Consider the following 23,447-nt stretch of genomic DNA (forward strand, 5'->3'; position numbering starts at 1 on the left):
GGCTGCTAGAAGGATGGTTCATCACCAAAAGTTGTACTTGCACCTGTCATGAAAGTATGTTAGCTGTTTCTAGCCGAACCCGCAATGCAAAACGCTGGATATTTCTGTATCCGTATCCCCGACGTTTCATCAGCTTGATCTTGTTATTTGTTCCCTCCATTTTCCCATTTGAATAAGGGGATAAAATGCACGATATGATTTCGTCTGTTCGTTTGACGAGTGATTTTGCGATGGCGCGAACAGCAGAACAAGGACAAAACAAATACCGATGAACCCAGGCGTTCAAACGACGTTTCGCTTGTCGCTCGTTTTGGCTTTTGGATACATAACGAAAATGTTGAAGGGATTGATAGACAGCCTGCAAGGAATCACTCTCTTTCTGCCACTCCCGCACCGTTTGGCGCTCCTCCTCGGTGAGTTTCTCGGGGCACTGGGTCAATAAGCGGCAAACATGCCGAACATGCCCATGTTTCTTGTTCCCTTTTCCGAAGGATTTGCGGCATCGATCCAACGCTTCCGTAAACAATTGAATCACATGAAAATAATCGACCACATGCTTCGCTTCCGGACACACCCCTTGAATGGCTTTTTTCATCGCTGGAGCCAAATCACTCACGACATACTGAACAGAACCAGACACAGGAGCCAACACACGTCCAATGGCTTCCTCGTTCTTTCCTGCTTCAACGGCATACACTTCTCCCGTTTCGGCATCCATGACTGCCACTCCGTAATCATGTCCTTTTCGAAACGCAAACTCATCGACACAAACTGCCTTTGGTTGGATGTCATTCGATAGGAAGGAAGGGGCATGGGTATAAAACCAGCGTTCAACGGTCGTGTACGGAAGCTTGAGCATACGAGCCACCGCCTGAATGGATGTTCCGATGCAAGATTGCGCCACCCATTGCTGAAACGCATCCGTCGCTGCACTTCGAGGGGAAATTCCGGGATAAGACGTGCTGAATGTCATGCCACATGTACAACAACGTCTACGCTCCACAGGGAGTTCCACCCAAAAGATGCCGATCCGTTGAGCATACCCATGCATCCATTGCTTCTTTTTTCCTGTCATTTTGATCGTGCGTTTCAAGCAAACAGGACATAACGGGCATTGTTCAGGAAGAGAAAGTTCGAAAATCCAACGTTCTTCTTCTTTTCGCACCTTTTGAATCAAAACATCTGGTAAATCGATGAGTTCTTTGATAAACTGAGCGTACATGCGAATTTTCCTCCAATGGTTTGGTTTGGACACCTTTACCATACAGGAAAATTCGCATTTTTTGTACCCTCTATTTTCTCTATGCACACCGATCTTCAATGATCAAGTACAACTTGTGGTGAAGAGCCAGAAGGATGTGTTCCTTCTAGAAGTTTCTTTTTTTGTTAGTAAGAGAAAAAGGAAGGGTTTTAATCAATTTTCTTGCGCCCCGCTTTCTAGGAACGCATCTGGAGCGGAATGAAATTGTTGGATTTGTACGGGTAGGACATTCCTTCCGAGCCAACGGGGGACTGTTGGACCATTTCAACACATCTGTAAACAACAAAGGAGCATTCCCGTTAGGAGCTTTTCCGGGGACTTGATCAAAAAAAGCCCTCTTGGTATGATGCAGGGGTGTCAAACAATACCTACCATCATGCCAAGGAGGACTTCAGATGAATTGTACACAAAACTATAAAATTGATCAAGTTACGGAACAAACGCTTGTCGTGGGCATCGATATCGCGAAACGAACCCACTACGCCTGCTTCGTGGATGACCGGGGGCGCGTGCTTCGCAAGTCGTTCCCGATCTTCCAGTCGAAAGAGGGGTTTCAGCAGCTGTATAAAGCGATTCAGGGGGCGATGCAAGCGTTCGGGAAGTCAGAGGTGATCGTCGCCGTGGAGCCGACCGGGCACTACTGGTTGAACCTGGCCTACTTCCTCGAGGAGCACGGGATCCCGTTGGTCATGGTCAACCCGGCGCATGTGTGCCGGTCGAAAGAACTTGATGACAACCTGCCGACGAAACACGACGCCAAAGACGCCCTGGTCATTGCCAGACTGGCAAAAGACGGACGATTCCTCGTTCCCCGGCTGCTGCACGAGATCGAAGCCGATTTGCGCGTGGGAAGCACGCTCAAAGAGAAGCTCCGCAAGGAACAGACGGCGGTGAAAAACGCGATCGTCCGCTGGACGGATCGGTATTTTCCAGAGTTTTGGACCGTGTTTCGTGACTTGGGGAAAACGGCGCTTTCGGTGTTGGAGTGGACGCCGCTTCCGGCTGATATGGCCGGCCGGACGGTGGAGGAGCTTCTTGAGGTGTACCGGCAAAGCGAAGGGATGAAATGCCCGCAGAAGGCCAAAATTCAGGCGTTGATCAACACCGCGAAGGACTCGATTGGGGTGACGGAAGGGACAGCGATGGCCCGGTTTGAGATCGCCGCGCTCGTCCGCCGATACCGCCAATTGGAGGCGGAGATCGCTGCACTGGACGCCGAGTTGAAGGCATTGGTTCAAACGACGATGGAGTACCAATGGTTGAAAACGGTCGACGGGTTGGGAGACGCCACGATCATCGATCTGCTGGCGGAGATCGGCAGCTTCGCCCATTATCGGGACCCGCGCCAATTGGTGAAGTTGGCGGGCCTGACGCTCAAGGAGAACTCCTCCGGCCAGCGCAAAGGGCAAAAGCACATCTCCAAACGGGGACGGAAACGGCTGCGCTCGGTGCTGTTTCGGGCGATGATTCCGCTGATTCGGCACAACGAGGCGTTTCGCGAGCTGCATGAGTATTATACGACCCGATCCGTCAATCCGCTGACCGGAAAGCAGTCCATCGTCGCCTTGTGCCGGAAGCTGTTGAATGTGCTGTTTGCGATTTGTACGAAGAAACAAGCGTTTGACGCGGAGCGAATGAAACAGGACGTCTTGTCCCAGGTGCAACGGGCGGCCTAAGGCCTCCCCCTGCGAACGGAAGAATCGTTGGACAACGAGATGACACCGGAGAAGCTGGCGTGATTTTATCCATTCGACCTTGAGTCCCCAAAGGAGCTTGGCCGGCCTCCGCCTGATGACGAGACCGAACGAGGGAATGTTGGCGCGAAGACGCCCGGAGACATGGGAGGGTTCGTCCTCATCAGCGACGCGGAGATCCAAAGGGTGCATCGAATACGCTTCCCCCACGGCAGGAAAATATAACCAGCCGTGGCCGCGAAGCGCACCCTAGGTCTGTAAGATATCCACAAAACTGAAAAAGGATGTAAGAGATTTTGTCGAAAAATATTTTTTGGACACCCCTGAGGGGCCGAAAAGCCTTGATAAATCAACATTTCTAGAGGGAGGGGACAGAAAGATGACATATAAAGCAGCAGTAGAAAAATGGATTTCATATCCAGAGTTGGATGCAGAATTAAAACAACAATTAATTTTGATGCAGCATAATGAAAAAGCCCTTGAAGATAGCTTTTACAAAAATTTAGAATTCGGCACAGGCGGGATGCGCGGGGAAATTGGCCCTGGTACGAATCGAATGAATATCTATACAATCCGCAAAGCATCGGAAGGATTAGCACGTTATATCGTGGAACAAGGCGAAGAAGCGAAAGAGCGCGGTGTCGTGATTGCCTATGATTCCCGCCATAAGTCGCCGGAGTTTGCGCTGGAAGTCGCAAAGACGGTTGGAAAGCATGGGATTAAAGCTTACTTATTTAAAGAGCTTCGCCCAACGCCAGAGCTGTCGTTTGCGGTTCGTTATCTTGGGGCGTTTGCCGGTGTTGTCATTACCGCAAGCCATAATCCGCCTGAGTATAACGGGTTTAAAGTTTATGGCCAAGATGGCGGACAAATCCCGCCAGCTGTGGCAGATGCGATTATTCAATACGTCAATGCCGTCGAAAATGAATTGACGGTTGAAGTAGCAAGCGAGCAAGAACTTCTGGAAAACGGATTGCTTACCTATATCGGCGAAGAAATCGATGAAGCCTACCTTCAGCAATTAAAAACGATTCAACTCAATCCAGAAATAGTTGCGGAAGTGGCGAAAGAGTTAAAAATTGTTTTTTCTCCTTTGCATGGCACAGCCAATAAGCTAGTCCGCGCTGGTTTAAAAGCATTTGGCTTTGAAAACGTGACGGTTGTAAAAGAACAAGAACTTCCAGACCCGAACTTTTCCACTGTTGCCTCGCCAAATCCGGAAGAGCATGCCGCGTTTGCATTAGCGATTCAATACGGTGAAAAAATCGATGCCGACATTTTAATGGCGACCGACCCGGATGCGGATCGGCTTGGTGTCGCGGTGAAAAATTTAGATGGCGAATATGTCGTGTTAACAGGCAACCAAATGGGCGCGTTGATGCTGGAATATTTATTATCGCAAAAGCAGGCAAAAGGAATCTTGCCGAAAAACGGCGTCGTTGTGAAAACGATCGTGACGTCGGAAATCGGCCGCGCGATTGCCGAGCATTATGGTTTGCCAACGATCGATACGTTGACTGGGTTTAAATTTATTGGCGAGAAGATTAACGAGTTTGAACGGACGAAAGAATACACGTTCCAATTCGGGTATGAAGAAAGCTATGGCTATTTAATCGGCGACTTTGTCCGCGACAAAGATGCGGTGCAATCGGCGATTTTTGCCGCGGAAGTAGCGGCTTATTATAAAACGCAGGGAAAAACATTGTATGAAGGGTTATTAGAGATTTTTGAAAAATACGGTTACTATCGTGAATCATTGCGTTCGCTAACGTTAAAAGGAAAAGACGGCGCCGAGCAAATCGCGAACATTTTAGCGGCCTTCCGCAAAGAACCTCCGAAAGAAATCGCTGGCGTTAGCGTTGTCGCGATCGAAGACTATTTGATAAGCAAGCGCACCATTGTCGCGACAGGGGAAGAACAGACGATTGACTTGCCTCGTTCGAACGTGTTGAAATATCATCTTGCGAATGGCTCATGGTTCTGCTTGCGTCCATCAGGCACAGAGCCGAAAGCGAAGTTTTACTTTGGCGTGAGAGGAACATCGTTACAAGAGAGCGAAGAACTTGTTGCCGCATTAGAAAACGCGGTAATGGCTATAGTCCATCAAATAGTTAATGTATAATTGGGGGATTGTATATGATTCTTGTTGTCGGCGGAGCCGGTTATATCGGCAGTCATTTAGTGAAAGAGTTAGTGGAAAAAGAGCAAGTAATTGTGCTTGATAACTTATCGACTGGCCATCGCTATTTAGTGGATGACCGCGCGGTGTTTGTGCAAGGGGATTTAGGGAACAAAGCGGACCTTGAACCGATTTTTGAAAAATACCCGATTCAAGCCGTCATGCATTTTGCGGCGAACAGCTTAGTCGGCGAATCGGTGGTGAATCCGCTGAAGTATTATCAAAACAACGTTGCCGCTACCTTAACGTTACTAGAGACGATGCTAAAGTATAATGTGAAAAACTTTATCTTCTCGTCAACCGCGGCGACGTATGGAATTCCGAATGTCGAATTGATTACGGAAGATTGCCCAACAAATCCAATTAACCCATACGGCCGCTCAAAGTTGATGATCGAACAAATTTTAGCGGATTTTGCTTCTGCGTATGGTTTGAACTATGTCGTCCTTCGCTACTTTAACGCGGCTGGGGCGCACGAGTCGGGGGAAATTGGCGAAGACCATAACCCGGAAACACATTTGATTCCGCTTGTCTTGCAGCACTTGTTAGGCCAGCGCGACAAAATTTCCGTCTTCGGTACGGACTATGATACACCAGACGGGACATGCATTCGTGACTATATCCATGTCACCGACTTAGCGAAGGCGCATATTTTAGCGTTGGAAGCTTTATTGTCAGGCAAAAAGAAAACCGCCATTTACAACCTTGGCAACGGCTTAGGCTATTCCGTGAAAGAAGTGATTGAAACGTGTGAAAAAGTAACTGGTCGCAAAGCGGTAATCGAATACACTGACCGCCGCCCGGGCGACCCGGCGCGCCTTGTCGCTTCCTCGCAAAAAATTTACGAAGAACTTGGCTGGAAAGCGGAATATTCGCTTGAGGAGATTATTGCAAGCGCGTGGAAGTGGCATAGCCGAAATACTAAGTAAATTCAAAGCCTCCTGTTGAAGTAATTCAGCGGGAGGCTTATTTATGTTGGAGGTGACTGTTGTGACGAAGAAAAAGAATCTGCGACCAGAAACCGAGCGTTTCAAACATATATTGATCAAAGCGTATCAACGAGGGGAATTGTCTGCAATATGACCGCGAAAGACATGCCCGAGTTCGACAGTGACTAGGCAAACAAAATGCCTCTCGCCCCTTGATACAACTCACATTTCGCACCCTAACAAGGTCAAAACAAAGGATTTTTTATTTAGTTTTTCAGAATAACTTTTTGACCAACACAACGAGCGATGGCAATCCTTTTTTTACCATCGCTGGTCGTTCCGTATCACGTTACACGTAGATGCTCTCATCCATGCCCAATCCCTGCAGAATCCTTCGCTGATCAGGGGTAAGGGAGCGATCCAGTGAGCGTTGGATGCGCCCATCCGGCAGCTTGAACAGGACGACGTTCACATATTGAAACAGCTGAAAAATCGCCTGTCCCGTCGGCCGGGTCAGCTTGCGGCCTCCAGAACCCTTCAACGGGTGTTCTGGAGTAATAAACTGACGCACTCTCAAGGATTCATTCGACATCGGAACGAAAAAATCCTCCCGATTTTCGTCGAGAGGGTGCGAAATGTGAGTTATATATTATCCAAAAAATGCATTAACGATTAGTAGCGTGATTAAGGATACATCCCATGCAAGAGTTGTTGGAATTGACCATGTTAAAATTTGTTCTTTCACTTCTTTTATTCCAAGCATACGGTTAATGACCCAGAATAGGCTATCGTTAAAATACGAGAAGATCATAGCTCCTAGGGCGGCTGACTGTGCGGCTCTTTAGTGTTGCCTATTTGTCCATTGCCTTTGCCGCTTTGGCGATGGCCGGTCTAGCCTGTGCCGCAGCTTGATGAATGAGGTTGTCTAGGAGTACCAATGTGACCGATTTAACAGCGGAAAACGGCAAGGATTGATAGAATGATAAACAAAAAGGTTCATCACCAAAAGTTGTACTTGATTTTTTCTGAACATACTCTATTTACGCTTGTGAGGGAAAATCAACAAATCAGTGATTTTTGCACATCTTTGGGCAGGAAACCGTATTGCTTGTCAAGTACATGTTGTGGTGAAGAGCCAACAAAAAGGTGTTGGAGACATGAAGTGGATTCCGTCCCGATTTAACGCGATGGCGCAAACGAAGCAAGGTGAATTGATTCTCTACAATAGCTATACAGGGGCGATTGGCGCGGTGGCGGAAGGCGAGAGAGCCGCCGTGCTTGAGGCGCTCAAGAGAACCGGGATTGACCGCGAACTGTCACCGGTGGAACAAACGCTGGTGGAGTGTGGGTTTCTTGTCGCTGAGAACGTCGATGAGAAGCGACGGGCGCAGTTTTTGCATCAATCGTTGCACCGGACGGATGTGATGCATCTCGTGATCTTGCCGACGGAGGCGTGTAATTTCCGTTGTGTCTATTGTTATCAAGAGTTTTTGCGCGGACAGATGAAACGTGAGGTCATTGACGGGTTGAAACGTTTTTTGACGAAGACGATTCCGCGTCTCACCCATTTGACGGTCAGCTGGTTTGGCGGCGAACCGCTGTTGGCGATCGATGTGATTGAAGAGATTAGCACGGTGATCATCGAACAAACGAAACGGTATGGCGTTGCGTATCAAGCGGACATGTCAACGAACGGCTACGGTTTGTCGAAAGAAACGATGCGGCGTTTGTTGCGGTGTGAAGTGACCCGTTTTATGGTGACGCTTGATGGAAGCAAAGACGTGCATGATGTGCGGCGGGTGCTGGCGAATCGGGGACCGACGTACGAGACGATTCTTGGCCATTTGCGTGATATTCAGACGCTTGACGAATCATTTGAAGTGGACATCCGGGTCAATTTTGATGAAGACAACCTTGACCGGATTCCGCTGTTTTTAGACGAGCTGGCTTGTTACTTTGCCGGGGACCGGCGTTTTCAGCTGTTTTGCCGTCCCGTTGGGAGATGGGGCGGGGCGAATGATGAGCGGTTGCCGGTTTGTGACCATCGGACGGCAGAGGTGAAAATATGGGAGTTGACGGAATACGGAATCAAGAAAGGACTTTCGATGAGCTCGATGGTGGAGTCGATGTTGATGCCTTCTGGGGCGGTTTGTTATGCGGCGAAGCCACATTCCTTCGTCATCGGGGCCGACGGCCAAGTGTATAAATGCACATGCGCCTTTGACGAGGAATATAACCGTATCGGCCGTCTGCATGCCGATGGAACGATGGATGTCGATATGGATAAGCTCGCTCTATGGGTAACGTCAGGAGAGGAAACGGATGAACAGTGCCAAGCTTGCTTTTTTCGGCCGGCGTGTCAAGGAAATCATTGCCCGTTGTACCGCCTGCGAACAGGGGATCGTCCTTGCCCTCACGAAAAGCGAAAAATCAAAGAAGTGCTCCGGCTGATTGATGCGCAGTCATTCGTACGAGATGAAGGGAAAGGGAGGTGAGAATATGCGTATTTTGCGTCCTGCCGCATCGCCTGTTGCGTTGTCCCATTCTGGGCGGCTGACGAAATCAGTGCCTGGTCATTTGAAATGATGAATGGGAGAGAACCACGGTTTGGTAGGCGATCCGAGAAAAAGCTGTGAAATGGTTTAAGATTCTTTCCCGGCTGACGTCACTATGTATCAAGCATTCCTTTTCTCGCGATGCGAAAAGATTTCGTTTTTTCAAGAAGATACACGATCAACCATGCGCCAAATGAAGTGAACGAAAAAGTATTTGATCATGACAATGGCCCTTGTCGAATAGACAAGGGCCATTTTATGTGCTTCATGGCATGAATAAGGATGGTGATGTAGTTGGAAAAACGATTTGATGTTCCTCTCGATGGCTCTTGAGAACATTGTGTGGCAAGAAACAGTTGTTTCTCGTCCTTTACGAGTCTCCATTCAGGTGGAAAGGCGGTTAATCAATTGTTGCAGCGAATGAAGTGAACGTGGCTGGGTTTGGTGCCTGTCACCACCCGAAATTTGTCGAAACATTGGTAATTGAAAGATAAAGGAGAGGGTATTACAATGATGGGTAAGAACTAATGTTCTGTGATTGGGAGGGATGGATGAGTGACGGTGAAGATTTTAAGCATTGGGTTAAGGGGGGTAGAAGGGTATCGGGTGCAGGTGGAGGTGCAGGAGGTGCCGGGGATTGCGGCGATGGTGATTGTTGGGTTGCCGGATGCGTCGGTGAAAGAGGCAAAGGAACGTGTTCTTGCTTCGCTTTATGCTTTCGGATGTGATTTTTTTGATAAAAGGCTTGTTGTTCATTTGTCTCCGCCGGAGCGGAAAAAGCATAGCCCGATGTTTGATTTGGCGATGGCGATTGGGATTTTGAAGGCAATGGGCAAGCTGACAGCGCCGGTTTCCCCCGATGCAGCGTTTTTAGGTTCGTTATCGTTGGATGGAGCGATTCAGCCGGTGGATGGCATGCTTCCAGCGATATTGGCAGCAAAGAAGCTCGGTTTTCAAAAAGTATACCTTCCGTATGATCCCACACTTCCGTTTCATCATTTGAAAGATCTCGATTGTATCTTTGTTCAGACATTGGAAGAAACGGTGCAATATCTGCAAGGACAACGTGTTCTTTCGTTATCCCCAGCTTTTCGCACTCCTGAAATCATAGACTCCCCGCGAAAGCATCATCGGGATTTTCAATCGATTATTGGCCATCATCAAGCAAAGCGAGCATTAGAGATCGCAGCGGCAGGCGGACATAACGTGTTAATGGTTGGACCGCCTGGGTGCGGGAAAAGTTTGTTGGCGGAAACGTTTCCGACGATTTTGCCGAGCCTTACTCATGATGCGCAGTTAGAGGTGATCAGTTTGTACCAGCTGGCAGGGGAAAAAATCGAGAACGGCCATCCGCCTTTTCGTCATCCGCATCATTCCGCTTCATCGGTTTCTTTAACATCTTTCCGAAAGAAGTCTCCCACTTCTAAACGAAGTGAAAGTGGGAGATGAATTTCGGTTAGGTATAGCCTAAAATTGTCTCTTTTTTGTGTATTACAATATAATCAGTTATAGAAAAAATATATCGAAAATCAAGGTATGAAGTGATGTGGTGTCGATATGGCAAACAAAGCCTATCAGTTCCGTCTATACCCAACAAAAGAACAAGAACAACTGCTCGCCAAAACCTTCGGTTGTGTCCGTTTCGTGTATAACAAAATGCTTGAAGAGCGCATACAAATGTTTGAAAAGTTCAAGGACGATCAAGAATCCTTGAAACAGCAAACATGTCCGACCCCTGCCAAGTACAAAAAGGAGTTTCCTTGGCTAAAAGAAGTGGACAGCCTTGCGCTGGCAAACGCCCAATTGAATTTGCAGAAAGCGTTTCAACACTTCTTTTCTGGCCGCGCTGGATTTCCCAAGTTCAAAAACCGCAAGGCGAAACAGTCGTACACCACAAATATGGTAAATGGCAACATCAAGCTTTCAGATGGCTATATCAAGCTGCCCAAACTGAAATGGATCAAGCTCAAGCAACATCGGGAGATCCCTGCCCACCATATCATCAAGTCTTGTACGATCACGAAAACCAAAACAGGAAAATACTATATTTCTATTCTCACAGAGTACGAACATCAACCTGCCCCAAAAGAAGTACAAACGGTTGTTGGGCTTGATTTTTCCATGAGTACGTTGTATGTCGATAGCGAGGGTAAGAGAGCCAATTATCCTCGATTCTATCGCAAAGCATTGGAAACATTAGCGAAAGAACAGCGTAAATTGTCTCGTAAAAAGAAAGGCTCGAATCGTTGGCATAAACAGCGTCTGAAAGTGGCAAAGCTGCATGAAAAAATTGCGAACCAACGAAAAGACTTTCTGCATAAGGAGTCGCACAAATTAGCGAAACGGTATGATTGCGTGGTCATCGAAGACCTCAACATGAAGGGAATGTCCCAAGCCCTCCATTTCGGTCAACGCGTTCATGACAACGGCTGGGGCATGTTCACCTCTTTCCTTCGGTACAAATTGGAAGAACAGGGGAAGAAACTGATCAAAATCGACAAATGGTTCCCCTCGTCCAAAACGTGTTCGTGCTGCGGTCGAGTCAAGGAGTCTCTATCGCTTTCTGAGCGTACATTCCGCTGTGAATGTGGATTCGAGAGCGACAGGGACGTCAATGCGGCCATCAATATCAAACATGAGGGCATGAAACGATTCGCGATCGTCTAACTTGTCCTCGAACCGTGGGGCACACGGGGATCGCTCGGTCAACTTCCCATCATGAGATGGGATTACCCGAGAAGCCCCCACCTCTAAGCGAAGCGTAGGTGGTGGGAGTATGTCACTTGGCGGGGGAACGCACCCAAAGCCTGGCGAGGTGTCGCTAGCACACCGCGGTGTTTTGTTTCTCGATGAAATGGCGGAATTTGCGAAAAAGACGCTGGATATGCTTCGCCAGCCGTTAGAGACGGGGAAAGTGACGATTAGCCGTATTTCGTCGACGGTAACATATCCTGCGGACTTTATTTTGCTTGGGGCGATGAATCCGTGTCCGTGTGGATATTTAGGCTCAAGAACGCGCTATTGCACATGTAGTCCGAAACAAATTCAAGCGTATCGAAATCGTGTTTCCGGGCCGATTTATCTTAATTAGGCGAGAAGACTCCCACTTCAACGAAGCGAAGCGGAGTAAGTGGGAGATGAATCGCCTTAACTATATTTTGCTGAAAATAGGATAGATTCAGTAAAATATAGTATCATATAGTTAGATGGGAGGTGAAAACATGTATTTTTGTATCAAACAACAGCTAAATGGTTTGACCAAAGAAGAATACTTGACTCTTCGAGAACTGTGCCATATTGCCAAGAACATGTACAACGTCGGATTGTACAATGTCAGACAATACTATTTTGAACACAAGGAATTTCTTAATTATGAGAAAAACTATCATCTTGCAAAAACTAACGAAAACTATAAGCTGTTAAACAGCAACATGGCACAGCAAATTTTAAAAAAGGTCAATGAAGCCTTTACATCTTTCTTTGGTTTGATCAGTCTTGCCAAACAAGGAAAATATGACCACAAGGCTATCAGTATTCCAAAATATCTTAAAAAAGATGGCTTTCATTCACTGATCATTGGCCAGATTCGTATAGACGGCAACAAATTCACGATACCGTATTCTCGCCTATTTAAAAAGACTCACAAGCCTATCACGATAACGATTCCGCCTGTGTTACTGGACAAAAAGATTAAGCAGATTGAAATCATTCCTAAGCATCATGCCAGGTTCTTTGAGATTCAGTACAAATATGAAATGCCTGAAGATCAAAGAGAATTAAATGACCAAAAAGCACTGGCAATTGATTTAGGATTAAACAATGTTGCCACTTGTGTCACATCAGACGGCAGATCATTCATCATTGATGGGCGGAGATTAAAAAGTATAAATCAATGGTTTAACAAAGAAAATGCCAGACTTCAAAGCATAAAAGATAAGCAAAAAATCAAAGGCACCACTCGTAAACAGGCTTTGCTTGCTATGAATCGCAATAATAAAGTGAATGATTATATCAACAAGACTTGCCGTTACATCATTAACTACTGTATTGAAAATCAAATTGGCAAACTTGTCATTGGCTATGCGGAAACATGGCAACGCAATATGAATCTAGGAAAAAAGACAAATCAAAACTTTGTCAATATTCCTCTCGGTAACATAAAAGAAAAACTAGAATATCTTTGTGAATTTTACGGCATTGAATTCTTGAAACAGGAAGAATCATATACGTCTCAAGCCAGCTTTTTTGACGGCGATGAGATTCCTGAATATAATGCCGACAATCCAAAAGAATATAAGTTCAGCGGCAAACGTATTAAGCGCGGCTTGTATCGAACAAAGTCTGGCAAACTAATTAATGCTGATGTCAATGGCGCATTAAACATCTTAAAGAAAAGTAAAGCTGTAGACCTGAGTGTCTTATGCTCTAGCGGCGAAGTGGACACGCCTCAAAGAATAAGGATTGCTTGAAGCAGTCAAACTTCTTTGGAAGCCTCCACTTCAAATTTTCGCTAGAAAATTAAGTGGGGGTAGTTCACACCGGTGAATATTAATTTTCATATGATTAACGAACAAATCCATTAGTTTTGGCCGATTTTGCCTCTGCTATGGGCTCGACGATGTCGTCCTTCGCTATTTCAATGCCGCTGGGGCGCACGAGTCGGGGAGAATTGGCGAAGACCTCACATGTCGCACCGTCTCGACAAAGAAGCAGGTGTCAACCGCTCTATCGCAGGGCGGTTGTTTTCAAGCAAATCTCCCACCTTTTCGCGGTTGCGCAGGTGGGAGAAGGGTCAAATGTATTTGATCATGGCTGTTTCATCGCAACAGTCCAGTTTCGGGCAGTTGACGCAATCAATCCACACTTTTTCCGGCAGTGTTGATTTATCTACGATCTCAAACCCGCATTTTCGAAAAAACTCGACTTGGTAAGTAAAGGATATTAACCGCTTCACCCCGAGTCTGGCCGCCTCGTCGGCAATATGGTGGACGAGCAGGCGGCCGATTCCTTTCCCCATATGGTCAGGAGATACGACGAGCGAACGCACTTCCCCGAGATCGTGCCCTAGGATATGCAGCCCGGCGGTGCCGACGATTTGGCCGTTTTCCCTGGCGACATACATGCATTGCAAGTGCTGGTAGATGGACAGCAGCGAGCGGGGCAGCACGAGTCCTTTTTTTGCATAGTGTTGGATGAGCGCGTGCATGTCTTTGACATCGCTCGTGACGGCATGGTCGATTTGCATTGGGATCCCTCGCGATCAGTCGTCATTGTATGTTTATAAATATACAATATTTTGTTTCTATATACATGCAACATGAAGAGTTAACTTCTCAGTCATCCTGCACACCCTAAGCGCTGCAGCACTTCCTCCGGACGTTCGTGGATGTAGTGGACAAACCGAGTAATGGCTTGAATGATATCGTTGCGATCCTTGTGAAATACATTGGCAATCACCGTATCTTTCAGCCATTTCCATAAGCGTTCGATCGGGTTCAGCTGTGGCGAATAGGGAGGAAGGTAAATAAAGTGAAAACACTGCCCTTCTTCCTGCAAAAACTCCTTGACCATTTTGGCATGGTGAATGCGGGCGTTATCCAACACCAAGACCATGAGACGGTCCGGATAGCGCTCTTTGAGCATTCTCAAGAAATCCAAGAACGTCGCGGCATTGGCAGCGGTCGTTTGATGAAGCACCGTTTCGCCATCGTGGATGTTGACCGCGCCAAACAGCGATACGTGGGCATGATGGCCGAACGTCGGCACTTGTTTTTGGCGGCCGACTTCCGACCATGTGGACCGCAAGACATGGTAAGAGCGGATATGTGTTTCATCAAGGTACAACAAGACCGAATCAGGATCCATTAAGTTTTTTTTTATGAAGTCGATCTGTTTCTCAAAATTCTTTTGTCGATCCGGATCGCCTTTCGCCAATGTGTAGGTCGGCCGTGTCCACGACAGCCCTTTGCGGTGCAGGAGTTTTCGCAACGCTTCGCGGGAAATGGAAACACCGAAGTGCTTTTCGACATAGGATTGCAGGAGTTTGGTGTTCCACGCCGAAGCGACGTCCCAGCCCAGTTCCGCGGGAGTGGTGGTCAACACAAGCTGTTTGATCTCTTCCTGCTGTTCTTCGGTGAGAAACGGCTCCCGCCCGGGGGCGAAATCCCGATGAAGCAAGAGCTCCAGACCGCCTTCGTTGAACAGCGACACATAATGGGAAACGGTTTGTCGGCACACGTTGACCATGGAGGCCACCTCTTTGCCCAAATAGCCTTCCATGACCAGGCGAACCGCCATCACCCGTTGGCGAAGAAGGGTGTTTTTGATTTTCCGTTCCTGTTTGCGAAGTGTCCGAGGTGTCCATCCGTGATCGTTGGTGATTTTGAGACGTTTCATGCAGAATTCCGCTCCTTTTCCATGCTTTTCCTTAGGAGCAGTATAACCGGAGTGGGCACCACTTATACGAAGGTTAACTTTTCAATGAGCATATATATATATTCAATTACGAATTTTCGTTGGCTGGGGGATGTTTCTGCCAAACGCTGCGCGGCAGGAGGAACAAGAATGCCATTGTCGAAAGAATAAAGTGTTTTTTGGAAAGCAACAGGAATATGCATTAGATGATGGCATATTGGTCGATTAAATCGTATGGAAATGTAGGGTTTTTCATGAAACGAGGGGGGAAGGATATGAGCACGATTACCACGTTTGACAGTACGGTCGAAAGTTTGCTTGATTTGCTTGAGAGCATTCAAGAATGCCGAACACAGCTTCTTGAAAGGGTTTATTCAGGCGGCTCAATTTTTGCATGAGCAGCATGTGTTTTCCGCGCGCGACTTGCCGTACGGCACTCAGTTGATCCCGCTGGCAGCCATTTTTGTAGAACTAGGGAAAGAAGCGCATAATGTCCATGTCCGTGATCAAATTGCCCGCTGGTATTGGTGTGGCGTATTGGGTGAACTATACGGAGGAGCGACGGAGACGCGGATTGCCCGTGACGTGGTGGAAGTCGTCGAATGGATTCGCGGCGGTGCGGAGCCGACGACGGTGCGGGATGCCCATTTCGCCGCTGACCGTCTCTTCACGCTGCGCACGCGAAACAGCGCCGCTTATAAAGGGTTGCACGCCTTGCTCATGAGGGAAGGGGCGCGGGATTTCTTATCTGGGGTGCCGATTGATATTCAGACGTATTACGGCGAATCGATTGATATTCACCATATCAGGCGTGTTGATTATCCAATAAAATCCAAAGGGTATAGAAAAAAGAGCACCTTTCCTGTAGAATGTGAGTAGCAACACAAACAAACCCAGGAGGTGCTCTCTATGAACAAGCATACCACACTCCCGAATTTGATGCAAAAACTTGTTTCGGATGAAGAGATTCAACTGATTGCCGAAGCGGTTGGGTATCGTGATTCGTCTCGAACCTTTACGTTGCGCGAGTTGATTCACTTCTTCCTGCTGGCCGCCATGCATCAATGGAAAAGCTTTCGCCACGGAGCCGATGTGGGGCCTCTGTATGGATTGCCGCGATTCCATTATTCCACAGTATCCAAGAAAGCGAAAGAAGTTCCCTATGACATCATGAAACGCTTGTTGGCGTTGATCATTTCCAAGTGCAACCGCCAAACCCGCCGTTCGCTTCGGTTTCCCAAACCGCTTCGGGTGGTGGATTCGACGACCGTCACGGTCGGGAAAAACCGCCTCCCATGGGCTCCGTATCACGGCGAACGCGCCGGAGTGAAGCTGCACGTCGCGTATTCGCCGGAATCCTCGTTGCCGGCAGACGTGGTGGAAACCATCGGACTGCGTCATGATGGCCCGGTGGGAGAACAGTTGACGAACGCTCAACAAGTGCTGGTGGAAGACCGGGCGTATTTCAAAATCGAACGCCTCGATCGATTTGTGGAGCAGCATCAGCTCTTTGTCATTCGGATGAAGGACAACATCGAACTTCATCAGAAAAAAAGCTTGAACCGCCTTCCGAGCGCATCTTCATCGGTTCAAGCCGACTTCACGTGCCAGTTGGGAACGAAACAATACCGCTCCACCAAGCGTCACCGGGTAGTGATCTTTCGAGATGCGAATGGCCGCGACATTCGGGTCGTGACGAACCTCTTCCATGCGTCTGCGGAAACCATTGCCGACATGTACCAACAACGTTGGACTGTTGAGATCTTTTTCCGTTGGGTGAAGCAATATCTGAATGTCCCGACCTTGTTTGGCACGACGGAAAATGCGGTATACAACCAACTGTTTGCGGCGTTCATCGCGTATGTGTTGCTGCGATGGCTGTATGATCAAACCAAAAAACGGACGAACGTCTCTCTTTCCTTCATTTCGTTTGTTCGCCGTTTTTTCTCTGGGCAGCTTCCTCTCGATTGGAAATCCGGGATGGCCGCTGCTTTGTTTGAGTATGCCCAAATTTATGGAAGGCGTATGTCTAATTTTGGATAATCAACACTCGTGTCACCATATTTTCCCTCGTGACTATTGTGAAAAACGAGGGATTGAGAAAGCGAAGTACGATTGTATTATGAATAAAACTTCATTGTCCTATAAAACGAATCGGATGATTGGCCGTGATGCTCCAAGTGTATATTTGAAGAAATTGGAGGAGAGGAACGGCGTTTCGGCAACGGTGTTGGATGACATCCTGCAAACGCATGTCATTGATGTGACATCCATAAGAGCGGATGATTTTGACGAGTTTTTTGAAAAAAGAAGGCTGGCTCTGCTTGCGATGATCGAGCGGGTGATGGGCAAGAAAGTGGAGTGAACGGGATGGGCGGATGTTGTAGGGGAGAGGTTTTGGTTTATATTTCAAGGAAAAGGACCTTTAGGATCTTTTTTGGTAAATGCCTTGGAACGACGTATCCGCGGGGAGATCAAAGGGGGAAAGCTTGATGGAAAAACAGGAACAGATACATTGGCTGCTGGACAGCAGACAAATGGAAATAGAATATTTAAAAGAAATCATAAGAAGTTTAGGCAATACGAAGGAGAGGCTTTTAGACATCATTACTAACCCTGGGAATTATGATGAACAAACGGTTCAACGAGCATGGGATCATTTGAAAATGATCGACCTAAGATTGTTGGGGGAAAAAGACTGGGTAAAAATACATAATGAGATGATCAACGTCAAGCGGGAATTGAAAAAGATCCGGAAATGGTGCCGCCAGCGGAAACGGGATCATGGTGATGGGAAATGAGGGCCCCTGTTTGTCAAATATGTATGGACAAAAGAGGGGAAACTGTTTATGGGTGAAGGAGAAACATCCTTCTTCTGATCTTTATGCATCTTTTGTTTTTCAAAAAGACGGCAGCCCCAAGGATAGGCTGCCGATTTTCGTGTTTACGCATTTGCTTCTGGAGACAGTTCAACAGCGACGCGGATGGCCTCGAGCATGCTTTGCTCGCCGGCTAAGTTTTTTCGGCAATGTCCAAGGCAGTGCCGTGGTCGACCGAGATGCGGATGATACCGTCCTTGAGGACGACGGTGAAGTTCTTGCTCGCTAAAAATGGCAGGCGAGCGTATGTCAGTTCGAATGTACTGTTTTTTGATTGCTTGCTGAGGTAGCCGAAGCTTGCCTCTGCGGTATGGTTTTTCCTAAAAAGAAGGTGACAATGCCTGCCAAGGCGAGAGACAAGGCTAAGAAATAAAAGCCTGCATGGTAGTTCCCTGTTAGGTCTTTGAGTACACCAAAGAATTTTGGTCCGTTGTAACCACCAAGGTTGCCGATGGCGTTTTGCAAGCCCATGGCTGCACCGGCTACTTCAGCAGGAATAATGGCCGTCGGGATCGCCCAGAGCGGCCCGTATGGTGCATATACGCCGATTGCTGTGATGGATAAGAGAATCATTTTTAACAGAGGTGTTTCTACAAACTGTCCCATTATCATAGCGCAAGCTGCTACAAACAACGGGATGACGACGTGTTGTGTGCGGTTCATGCGCCGATCCGACCAAGATGAGTTCACAATCATGCCAACGAGCGCGCATGTGAACGGAATGGCGGTCAACCACCCCATGACAGATGAATCGTCGGTGAACTCACTGACAACGCTAGGCACCCACATCGTATAACCGTAAAATCCAGTCATCCAGAGGAAGTACATGATGACAAGTCCCCAAACGGCTTTGTTTTTAAATGCAGCCGCATATCCTTGAGATTTGGCGGATTGGCTTTGTTCAGCAGTCAAGGCGTGCAATAATTGCTGTTTTTCGTTCTCATCCATCCATTTAGCTTCAGTTGGACGGTCTTTAATCATCGCATACCATACAAACGCCCAAACAATGGGTGGGATGCCTTCCAAAATGAGCACTGTCTTCCAGCTGAAATGCTTCAATAAAATGCCTGTGATTGGCGCCATGAGGATGGCGGAAACAGGCAAGCAAGCCATCCAAAATGCGTTAGCCCGCGCTCGTTCTTGAAGGGTAAACCAGTTGGCGAGCAATACGAGAACCGCTGGCCAAACCCCTCCTTCAGCTACGCCTAGCAAGAATCGAACGAGTTTTAGCTGTCCCTCGGTTTGAACAAAACCAGAGGCCATAGCGGCCAATCCCCAAACATGTTTGGTGCCTGTCACCGCCCGAAATTTTGCCGTTTCCATTGTCATAGGTTTTGATGAATTCGTGGAATAAAAAGGGTTTTTTGAGGGTATATAGAATCAGTTATAAATGGCATGAATTTCTTTTCACTTTTCATGGCCGATTGCGCTGCGGTGCACTGGAAAAGGCCGACGTTTGGGGTGAAATGAACAGAGAGTCTTCAGCGAGAAGGGCATAAGGTTGATGATGGGGGAAGCAATATCAGCTGGAAATGATTTTGCATGGGCGAGGCAATCCCGTTAACTGGACGCAGAAGCAAGTCAATGTTTACCTGAAAAACGCTGCTGGCAAGAGGGGATGCCCACGATAAACGACTGTAACGAAACGGGTAATGAGTACATACCCGAACCCATCAATCAAGGCCAAAGGTCCGAGACAGGTGCAGTCGTCTTATGACTGGACATGTTTCTTCAGCGCACAGCGGTGTGTATCAACGGACAAAGGGAGGAGAAGGACGTGAAGGAAGAAATAGTGCTGGTAAAAATCCATCATACATTGGCAGAGGGAAAAGACTACTATGAAGCGATACGTGGAAACTGGCTGATAAGCGAACGGAGGTTCTCGTATATCCAGTATGTAGTAGGGATCAATCATGGAAAAATCGTTTGTGCTTTTCGTCCTGAAAAGTGGGAAACTATCGAGGAAAAAGGTCAGAAAAAAAGGCGGTTTGAGGGCGTAGAGGCTCCAGTAGAAATTCTGCAGAAGTTGCGACGGAAGGAAAGTGAAATAGCGAGAAGATTCAAGGGACAAAATCCCGTCAGGTATCTTTCTTTGGACGAACTGGAGAAAATGTAAACCGCACTTCAACAGCGGGCATCTTTGTTTATGGCTGAATATTTTTGCATGGTTGATCCTAGGCATAACGGCGGTGTGACGAAATAAGATGTACATCGTGAGGGTGATTTTGGTTAACAAGGGACAGAGTCGGGCGCCAAGGTGATGCATAAGGAACGAAAGCGCTAGGGGCGGTGGGGTTTGGCTGACGGGCATACAGACTAGTGGAATTAGGCCGGGGTGAGGAGAGGGCGTAACACGGTGCAGGGATGGAAGGTAGCGCTGGCCTATCGAGGAGGGAAGTCGGCTGTTAGACTCCCATGACAAAAAAATTTCGTCACCATCGGAAGGATGAAAACAACCTTCTGTCGAATGGTCTCCTTGCAGCTGGGGTCATGAGGTCGTTGTATCTATGGTACGTAAAAGTCCGAAGGATAGACAGACCCCAGTAGTCTGGTGCACCACGGAATGTCGCTCCCTTGAGGGAAGCACGCAGGATAGAAAAAGGTGAAAATGTAAATGAAGAAAATAATTCTTCCTGTAATTTTATTCGTCAATCTTGTTTTTATAGTGGGTTACCTCATAGATACTGGGTTCCCCTTCGGTTCTTTATGGCTAGTATGGCTACCCTTTTTCGTTGCTGGTATCATCCTGTCCATTATGTTTCTGGTTCGTTATAGAAAGGAATCCAATGCTAGCCTATTTTTATCGCTTGCTGTCTTGTTAAGTAGCCTTAGTTCTTTAGGTCTTTGGAGTTTTTATTATTATTTAGCTCGTGTTATGGGAGGATAAGAGCGCGAAAAGAGGTTGTCCCCATAGCCATCAAGTGAAGCCTTGGAGCGAGTAGCTCCAAGGCTTCACTTTTCATCTTTGGAGGCTGTGACCGTGAGAATATATAAAGATAGGCATGCCAAATACACCTTCCCTATAGAAGGTTTTTTTCATGGTATGAGGCGGGAATTTCTTACGACACCGGTATGATGACCAAACTCTCGATAATGTCTAAAGCGCTCTTTTTTGTATAACGCCTTGATTTTTTTCCGTGTTGAGCGATGATGTCACACAGTTTTAAAAGGAGGGATTGGCGAATCTATGGAAACGAACATCGGATAACGAACCATATGCCAACGGGAAGTCCGTCCTGATGATAGGGCGGTTTATTTATGGGAAAAAAATCTGTGAACTAGTCAACACCGGAATGCTGGGAGGAAGGAAAAGGGTTATGAGGAAAAAGGTCGAAATTAAACAACGGACATCTACATCGACGGACATGGAGGGAACTTCATTGAGTGCGTTTCGGGAACTTGGCAGATTAGCAGGGAAAGCAACAGGCGCATTGATTGGAGGGGCGGTAAACGCAGTCGGCGAGCTGGCGGACAGCCGCTTTCTCAAAGAGGTCGGAAACGGGGTGAAAAAGGCGTCTGAGTTCGCTGGCGACACGTTCGGCCAGGCAGTCGACGGCGTGTGGAATACGGCTTCCGGCCTTATCCAAAAGGACGAGGCGAAGATTGAGAGGGGGATCGAGAGCATCGGCCAGTCGATTTCACGCACGGCAAAAGGCGTATATGAGACCGCTAAACATACATACCAAAGCGGCAAGGAAGTGTATGAGGGGATGCGCGATGATGACGTCCAAAAGGTGAAAAACGGGCTGGCCAGCATCGCCAAAACGGCGGCGATCGGAACGTTGGCTGTCGGAATTGTCGACATGATCGATGGAGCAGACTACGGTGATGGGGTTGAGGGGAGTGAAGATGTGAACTTGGAAACCCATGGTGCAGATGTTCAGAGTCAGCTGGTCAGTTCCGCGTCCCTTGAAGCAGCTGCGGCCGTCGAGTCAGACGAAAGTCCGGGAACGCATCATGTCCGCCCGCACTGGGTGGAAGGACATTGGCGTGACGGGCAGTGGATTGAAGGATATTGGCGCGACGGCGACGGGAATACTGATGTGAACTTGACCGAGGAACAGGGCGGCGGCTATGAGCGGACGAATCCGGACGGTAATCCGGGGAATAACTTGACGTCGGCCTGAAGACCTTTAGGGCAGTGTGGTGTGCAACCGCGATGGATCGCAATCGATGGTTTTGACAATTGAGGCCGTTCATCGTCTTTGGCGAGGAGACCCCCACTTCAACGACCAAAGGGAGTAAGTGGGGGAGGTGATATAATATATTAAATATATTTAGTGAAAGAGAGGTGAGACAAATGGACATGACGTTAACAGCCAAAATAAAAATTTACCCAACAGCGGAACAAGCAGAAGTATTGAAAGCCACCCTTTCCGCTTATCGACAAGCGTGCAACGCTGTATCTGTTGTGATTTTTGACACAAAAGTGCTTGCACAAGCCAAGTTACACGACATGACCTATCGTCTACTTCGATCAAACTACGCTTTGCGTTCACAAATGGCGCAATCTGTGATTAAAACGGTGATCGCTAGATACCGTTCCCTAAAAAGCAATGGTCATGAATGGACATTGGTTCGCTTTAAAAAGCCTGAATATGATCTCGTTTGGAATCGAGATTACTCCATTGTTCAAGGGTTATTTTCTGTCAATACGCTAGAAGGACGAATCAAAGTGCCATTCGAACCAAAAGGCATGGAACAATATTTTGATGGCTCATGGACGTTTGGCACAGCCAAACTCGTCTATAAGCATAACAAATTCTTTTTGCACATTCCCATGACTAAAACAATTCCGACCGTAGATGAACACAACATTCGCCAAGTGGTCGGTGTCGATGTAGGGGTTAACTTTTTTGCAGCAGCTTATGATTCGCAAGGGAAAACTACCTTTTTTAACGGACGAAAAATCAAGCATATGCGGGCGAAGTACAAACGAATGCGAAAAACCCTCCAGCAAAAAGGGACGGCTTCTGCGCGTCGGAAGTTGAAAACAATCGGACAACGAGAAAACCGTTGGATGACGGATGTGAACCATGCTGTCACGAAGGCACTCGTTCGTCAATATGGAGAACGTACCCTTTTTGTATTAGAAGATTTAACAGGCATTCGTGAAAAAACAGAACGTGTACGTATCCATGACCGATATGAAACTGTATCGTGGGCGTTCTATCAGTTCCGTCAAATGTTAGAGTATAAGGCACGTTTGCATGGGTCAAAAGTGATGGTGGTTGCTCCGCATTACACCTCTTTGACATGTCCAAAGTGTGGTCATACGGAAAAAGCCAATCGAAACAAGCGTACACACACCTTTTGTTGCTGAACATGCGGATACACCTCAAACGATGACCGCATTGGTGCTATGAACCTTCAACGAAAAGGAATAGAGTACATCGTTGAAGGAACGACACAGGCATGACCTGCGTCGTTGGGCAGTTGTCAACCTGCCCCTAATGCAACCCCAAGTCAAGGAAGGAGGACGAAGTCCGCTCGCACTTCTGGGGAGTTGCAAGCCCCCACTTCAAGCGTTAGCGAA

Annotated in this window: 19 protein-coding genes and 5 pseudogenes; 18 read left to right on the forward strand and 6 right to left on the reverse strand. The window is 47.5% G+C overall.

The window, feature by feature from the left end; all coding sequences use genetic code 11:
- Positions 1 to 46 precede the first annotated feature (46 nt).
- Positions 47 to 1,222: an ISL3 family transposase gene (locus tag NSS88_RS09535; protein WP_050367390.1), complete on the reverse strand. Its 1,176-nt coding sequence runs from the start codon at positions 1,220 to 1,222 to the stop codon at positions 47 to 49.
- A gap of 434 nt (positions 1,223 to 1,656) precedes the next feature.
- Here NSS88_RS09535 and NSS88_RS09540 point away from each other — a divergent pair, with 434 nt between their 5' ends.
- The 3 genes from NSS88_RS09540 to galE all read left to right on the forward strand — a co-directional run bounded on the left by NSS88_RS09540 (position 1,657) and on the right by galE (position 6,063).
- Positions 1,657 to 2,937 (forward strand): IS110 family transposase, encoded by a 1,281-nt coding sequence (locus NSS88_RS09540; protein WP_012749092.1) that lies wholly within the window; start codon positions 1,657 to 1,659, stop codon positions 2,935 to 2,937.
- 397 nt (positions 2,938 to 3,334) lie between these two features.
- Positions 3,335 to 5,077, forward strand: coding sequence for a phospho-sugar mutase (locus NSS88_RS09545; protein ID WP_341084196.1), 1,743 nt, complete (start codon positions 3,335 to 3,337; stop codon positions 5,075 to 5,077).
- Positions 5,078 to 5,091: 14 nt separating this feature from the next.
- A complete protein-coding gene (galE, locus tag NSS88_RS09550; protein ID WP_061580997.1) occupies positions 5,092 to 6,063 on the forward strand; it encodes a UDP-glucose 4-epimerase GalE in 972 nt (323 codons plus the stop codon).
- Between the two features lie 349 nt (positions 6,064 to 6,412).
- Here the strand turns inward: galE and NSS88_RS09555 are convergent.
- Both NSS88_RS09555 and NSS88_RS09560 read right to left on the reverse strand, forming a co-directional pair.
- Positions 6,413 to 6,637, reverse strand: a pseudogene (locus NSS88_RS09555) (IS1634 family transposase); the annotation flags it as partial.
- A 75-nt stretch (positions 6,638 to 6,712) separates the two neighbouring features.
- A pseudogene (locus NSS88_RS09560) lies at positions 6,713 to 6,901 on the reverse strand (GntT/GntP/DsdX family permease); the annotation flags it as partial.
- Between the two features lie 319 nt (positions 6,902 to 7,220).
- Here NSS88_RS09560 and NSS88_RS09565 point away from each other — a divergent pair.
- The 5 genes and pseudogenes from NSS88_RS09565 (at position 7,221) to NSS88_RS09585 (ending at position 13,087) form a co-directional block, all read left to right on the forward strand.
- The gene (locus NSS88_RS09565) at positions 7,221 to 8,558 is read left to right on the forward strand and encodes a radical SAM/SPASM domain-containing protein (protein ID WP_053532356.1); all 1,338 of its coding nucleotides are present in this window, start codon (positions 7,221 to 7,223) and stop codon (positions 8,556 to 8,558) included.
- 615 nt (positions 8,559 to 9,173) lie between these two features.
- Positions 9,174 to 10,013: pseudogene (locus NSS88_RS09570) on the forward strand (magnesium chelatase domain-containing protein); the annotation flags it as partial.
- A 162-nt stretch (positions 10,014 to 10,175) separates the two neighbouring features.
- Entirely contained in the window at positions 10,176 to 11,285 is a 1,110-nt protein-coding gene (locus tag NSS88_RS09575; protein ID WP_341084198.1) for an RNA-guided endonuclease InsQ/TnpB family protein, read from the forward strand.
- Between the two features lie 115 nt (positions 11,286 to 11,400).
- A pseudogene (locus NSS88_RS09580) lies at positions 11,401 to 11,700 on the forward strand (ATP-binding protein); the annotation flags it as partial.
- Positions 11,701 to 11,839: 139 nt separating this feature from the next.
- Positions 11,840 to 13,087, forward strand: coding sequence for an RNA-guided endonuclease InsQ/TnpB family protein (locus NSS88_RS09585; RefSeq protein WP_341084199.1), 1,248 nt, complete (start codon positions 11,840 to 11,842; stop codon positions 13,085 to 13,087).
- Positions 13,088 to 13,410: 323 nt separating this feature from the next.
- On the opposite strand, the gene NSS88_RS09590 is transcribed toward NSS88_RS09585, so the two are convergent.
- Positions 13,411 to 13,863: an N-acetyltransferase gene (locus tag NSS88_RS09590; protein WP_015375987.1), complete on the reverse strand. Its 453-nt coding sequence runs from the start codon at positions 13,861 to 13,863 to the stop codon at positions 13,411 to 13,413.
- A 92-nt stretch (positions 13,864 to 13,955) separates the two neighbouring features.
- Positions 13,956 to 15,014: an IS630 family transposase gene (locus tag NSS88_RS09595; protein WP_339239467.1), complete on the reverse strand. Its 1,059-nt coding sequence runs from the start codon at positions 15,012 to 15,014 to the stop codon at positions 13,956 to 13,958.
- Positions 15,015 to 15,307: 293 nt separating this feature from the next.
- On the opposite strand from NSS88_RS09595, the gene NSS88_RS09600 reads away from it, so the two are divergent.
- The 6 genes from NSS88_RS09600 (at position 15,308) to NSS88_RS16740 (ending at position 18,140) form a co-directional block, all read left to right on the forward strand.
- Positions 15,308 to 15,430 carry a hypothetical protein gene (locus tag NSS88_RS09600; protein ID WP_268761877.1) on the forward strand — a complete coding sequence of 41 codons (123 nt, stop codon included), beginning with the start codon at positions 15,308 to 15,310 and terminating at the stop codon, positions 15,428 to 15,430.
- On the forward strand, positions 15,423 to 15,911 hold the full coding sequence (locus NSS88_RS09605) for a hypothetical protein (RefSeq protein ID WP_341084205.1): 489 nt from the start codon (positions 15,423 to 15,425) through the stop codon (positions 15,909 to 15,911). The genes NSS88_RS09600 and NSS88_RS09605 overlap by 8 nt, the downstream gene beginning before the upstream one ends.
- Before the next feature lie 30 nt (positions 15,912 to 15,941).
- Entirely contained in the window at positions 15,942 to 17,075 is a 1,134-nt protein-coding gene (locus tag NSS88_RS09610) for an IS4 family transposase (RefSeq protein ID WP_121678437.1), read from the forward strand.
- The gene (locus tag NSS88_RS09615; RefSeq protein ID WP_341084208.1) at positions 17,068 to 17,397 is read left to right on the forward strand and encodes a hypothetical protein; all 330 of its coding nucleotides are present in this window, start codon (positions 17,068 to 17,070) and stop codon (positions 17,395 to 17,397) included. The genes NSS88_RS09610 and NSS88_RS09615 overlap by 8 nt, the downstream gene beginning before the upstream one ends.
- 127 nt (positions 17,398 to 17,524) lie before the next feature.
- Complete coding sequence (locus NSS88_RS09620; RefSeq protein WP_061580554.1) at positions 17,525 to 17,833, forward strand: hypothetical protein; 309 nt, start codon at positions 17,525 to 17,527, stop codon at positions 17,831 to 17,833.
- Positions 17,834 to 17,885: 52 nt separating this feature from the next.
- On the forward strand, positions 17,886 to 18,140 hold the full coding sequence (locus tag NSS88_RS16740; protein ID WP_063329480.1) for a hypothetical protein: 255 nt from the start codon (positions 17,886 to 17,888) through the stop codon (positions 18,138 to 18,140).
- 20 nt (positions 18,141 to 18,160) lie between these two features.
- Here NSS88_RS16740 and NSS88_RS09630 read toward each other — a convergent pair whose 3' ends face one another.
- On the reverse strand, positions 18,161 to 19,240 hold the full coding sequence (locus NSS88_RS09630; RefSeq protein WP_341084211.1) for an MFS transporter: 1,080 nt from the start codon (positions 19,238 to 19,240) through the stop codon (positions 18,161 to 18,163).
- A gap of 448 nt (positions 19,241 to 19,688) precedes the next feature.
- Between NSS88_RS09630 and NSS88_RS09635 the strand changes: the two genes are divergently transcribed.
- The 4 genes and pseudogenes from NSS88_RS09635 (at position 19,689) to NSS88_RS09650 (ending at position 23,330) form a co-directional block, all read left to right on the forward strand.
- On the forward strand, positions 19,689 to 20,027 hold the full coding sequence (locus tag NSS88_RS09635) for a hypothetical protein (RefSeq protein ID WP_061580552.1): 339 nt from the start codon (positions 19,689 to 19,691) through the stop codon (positions 20,025 to 20,027).
- A gap of 498 nt (positions 20,028 to 20,525) precedes the next feature.
- A complete protein-coding gene (locus tag NSS88_RS09640; protein WP_035018403.1) occupies positions 20,526 to 20,798 on the forward strand; it encodes a hypothetical protein in 273 nt (90 codons plus the stop codon).
- 493 nt (positions 20,799 to 21,291) lie between these two features.
- On the forward strand, positions 21,292 to 22,038 hold the full coding sequence (locus NSS88_RS09645; protein WP_153016543.1) for a hypothetical protein: 747 nt from the start codon (positions 21,292 to 21,294) through the stop codon (positions 22,036 to 22,038).
- A gap of 173 nt (positions 22,039 to 22,211) precedes the next feature.
- Positions 22,212 to 23,330: pseudogene (locus tag NSS88_RS09650) on the forward strand (RNA-guided endonuclease InsQ/TnpB family protein).
- Positions 23,331 to 23,447: the final 117 nt, after the last annotated feature.

The sequence above is a fragment of the Geobacillus sp. FSL W8-1251 genome, from assembly GCF_038005945.1.
GTDB classification, from domain to species: Bacteria; Bacillota; Bacilli; order Bacillales; family Anoxybacillaceae; genus Geobacillus; species Geobacillus stearothermophilus.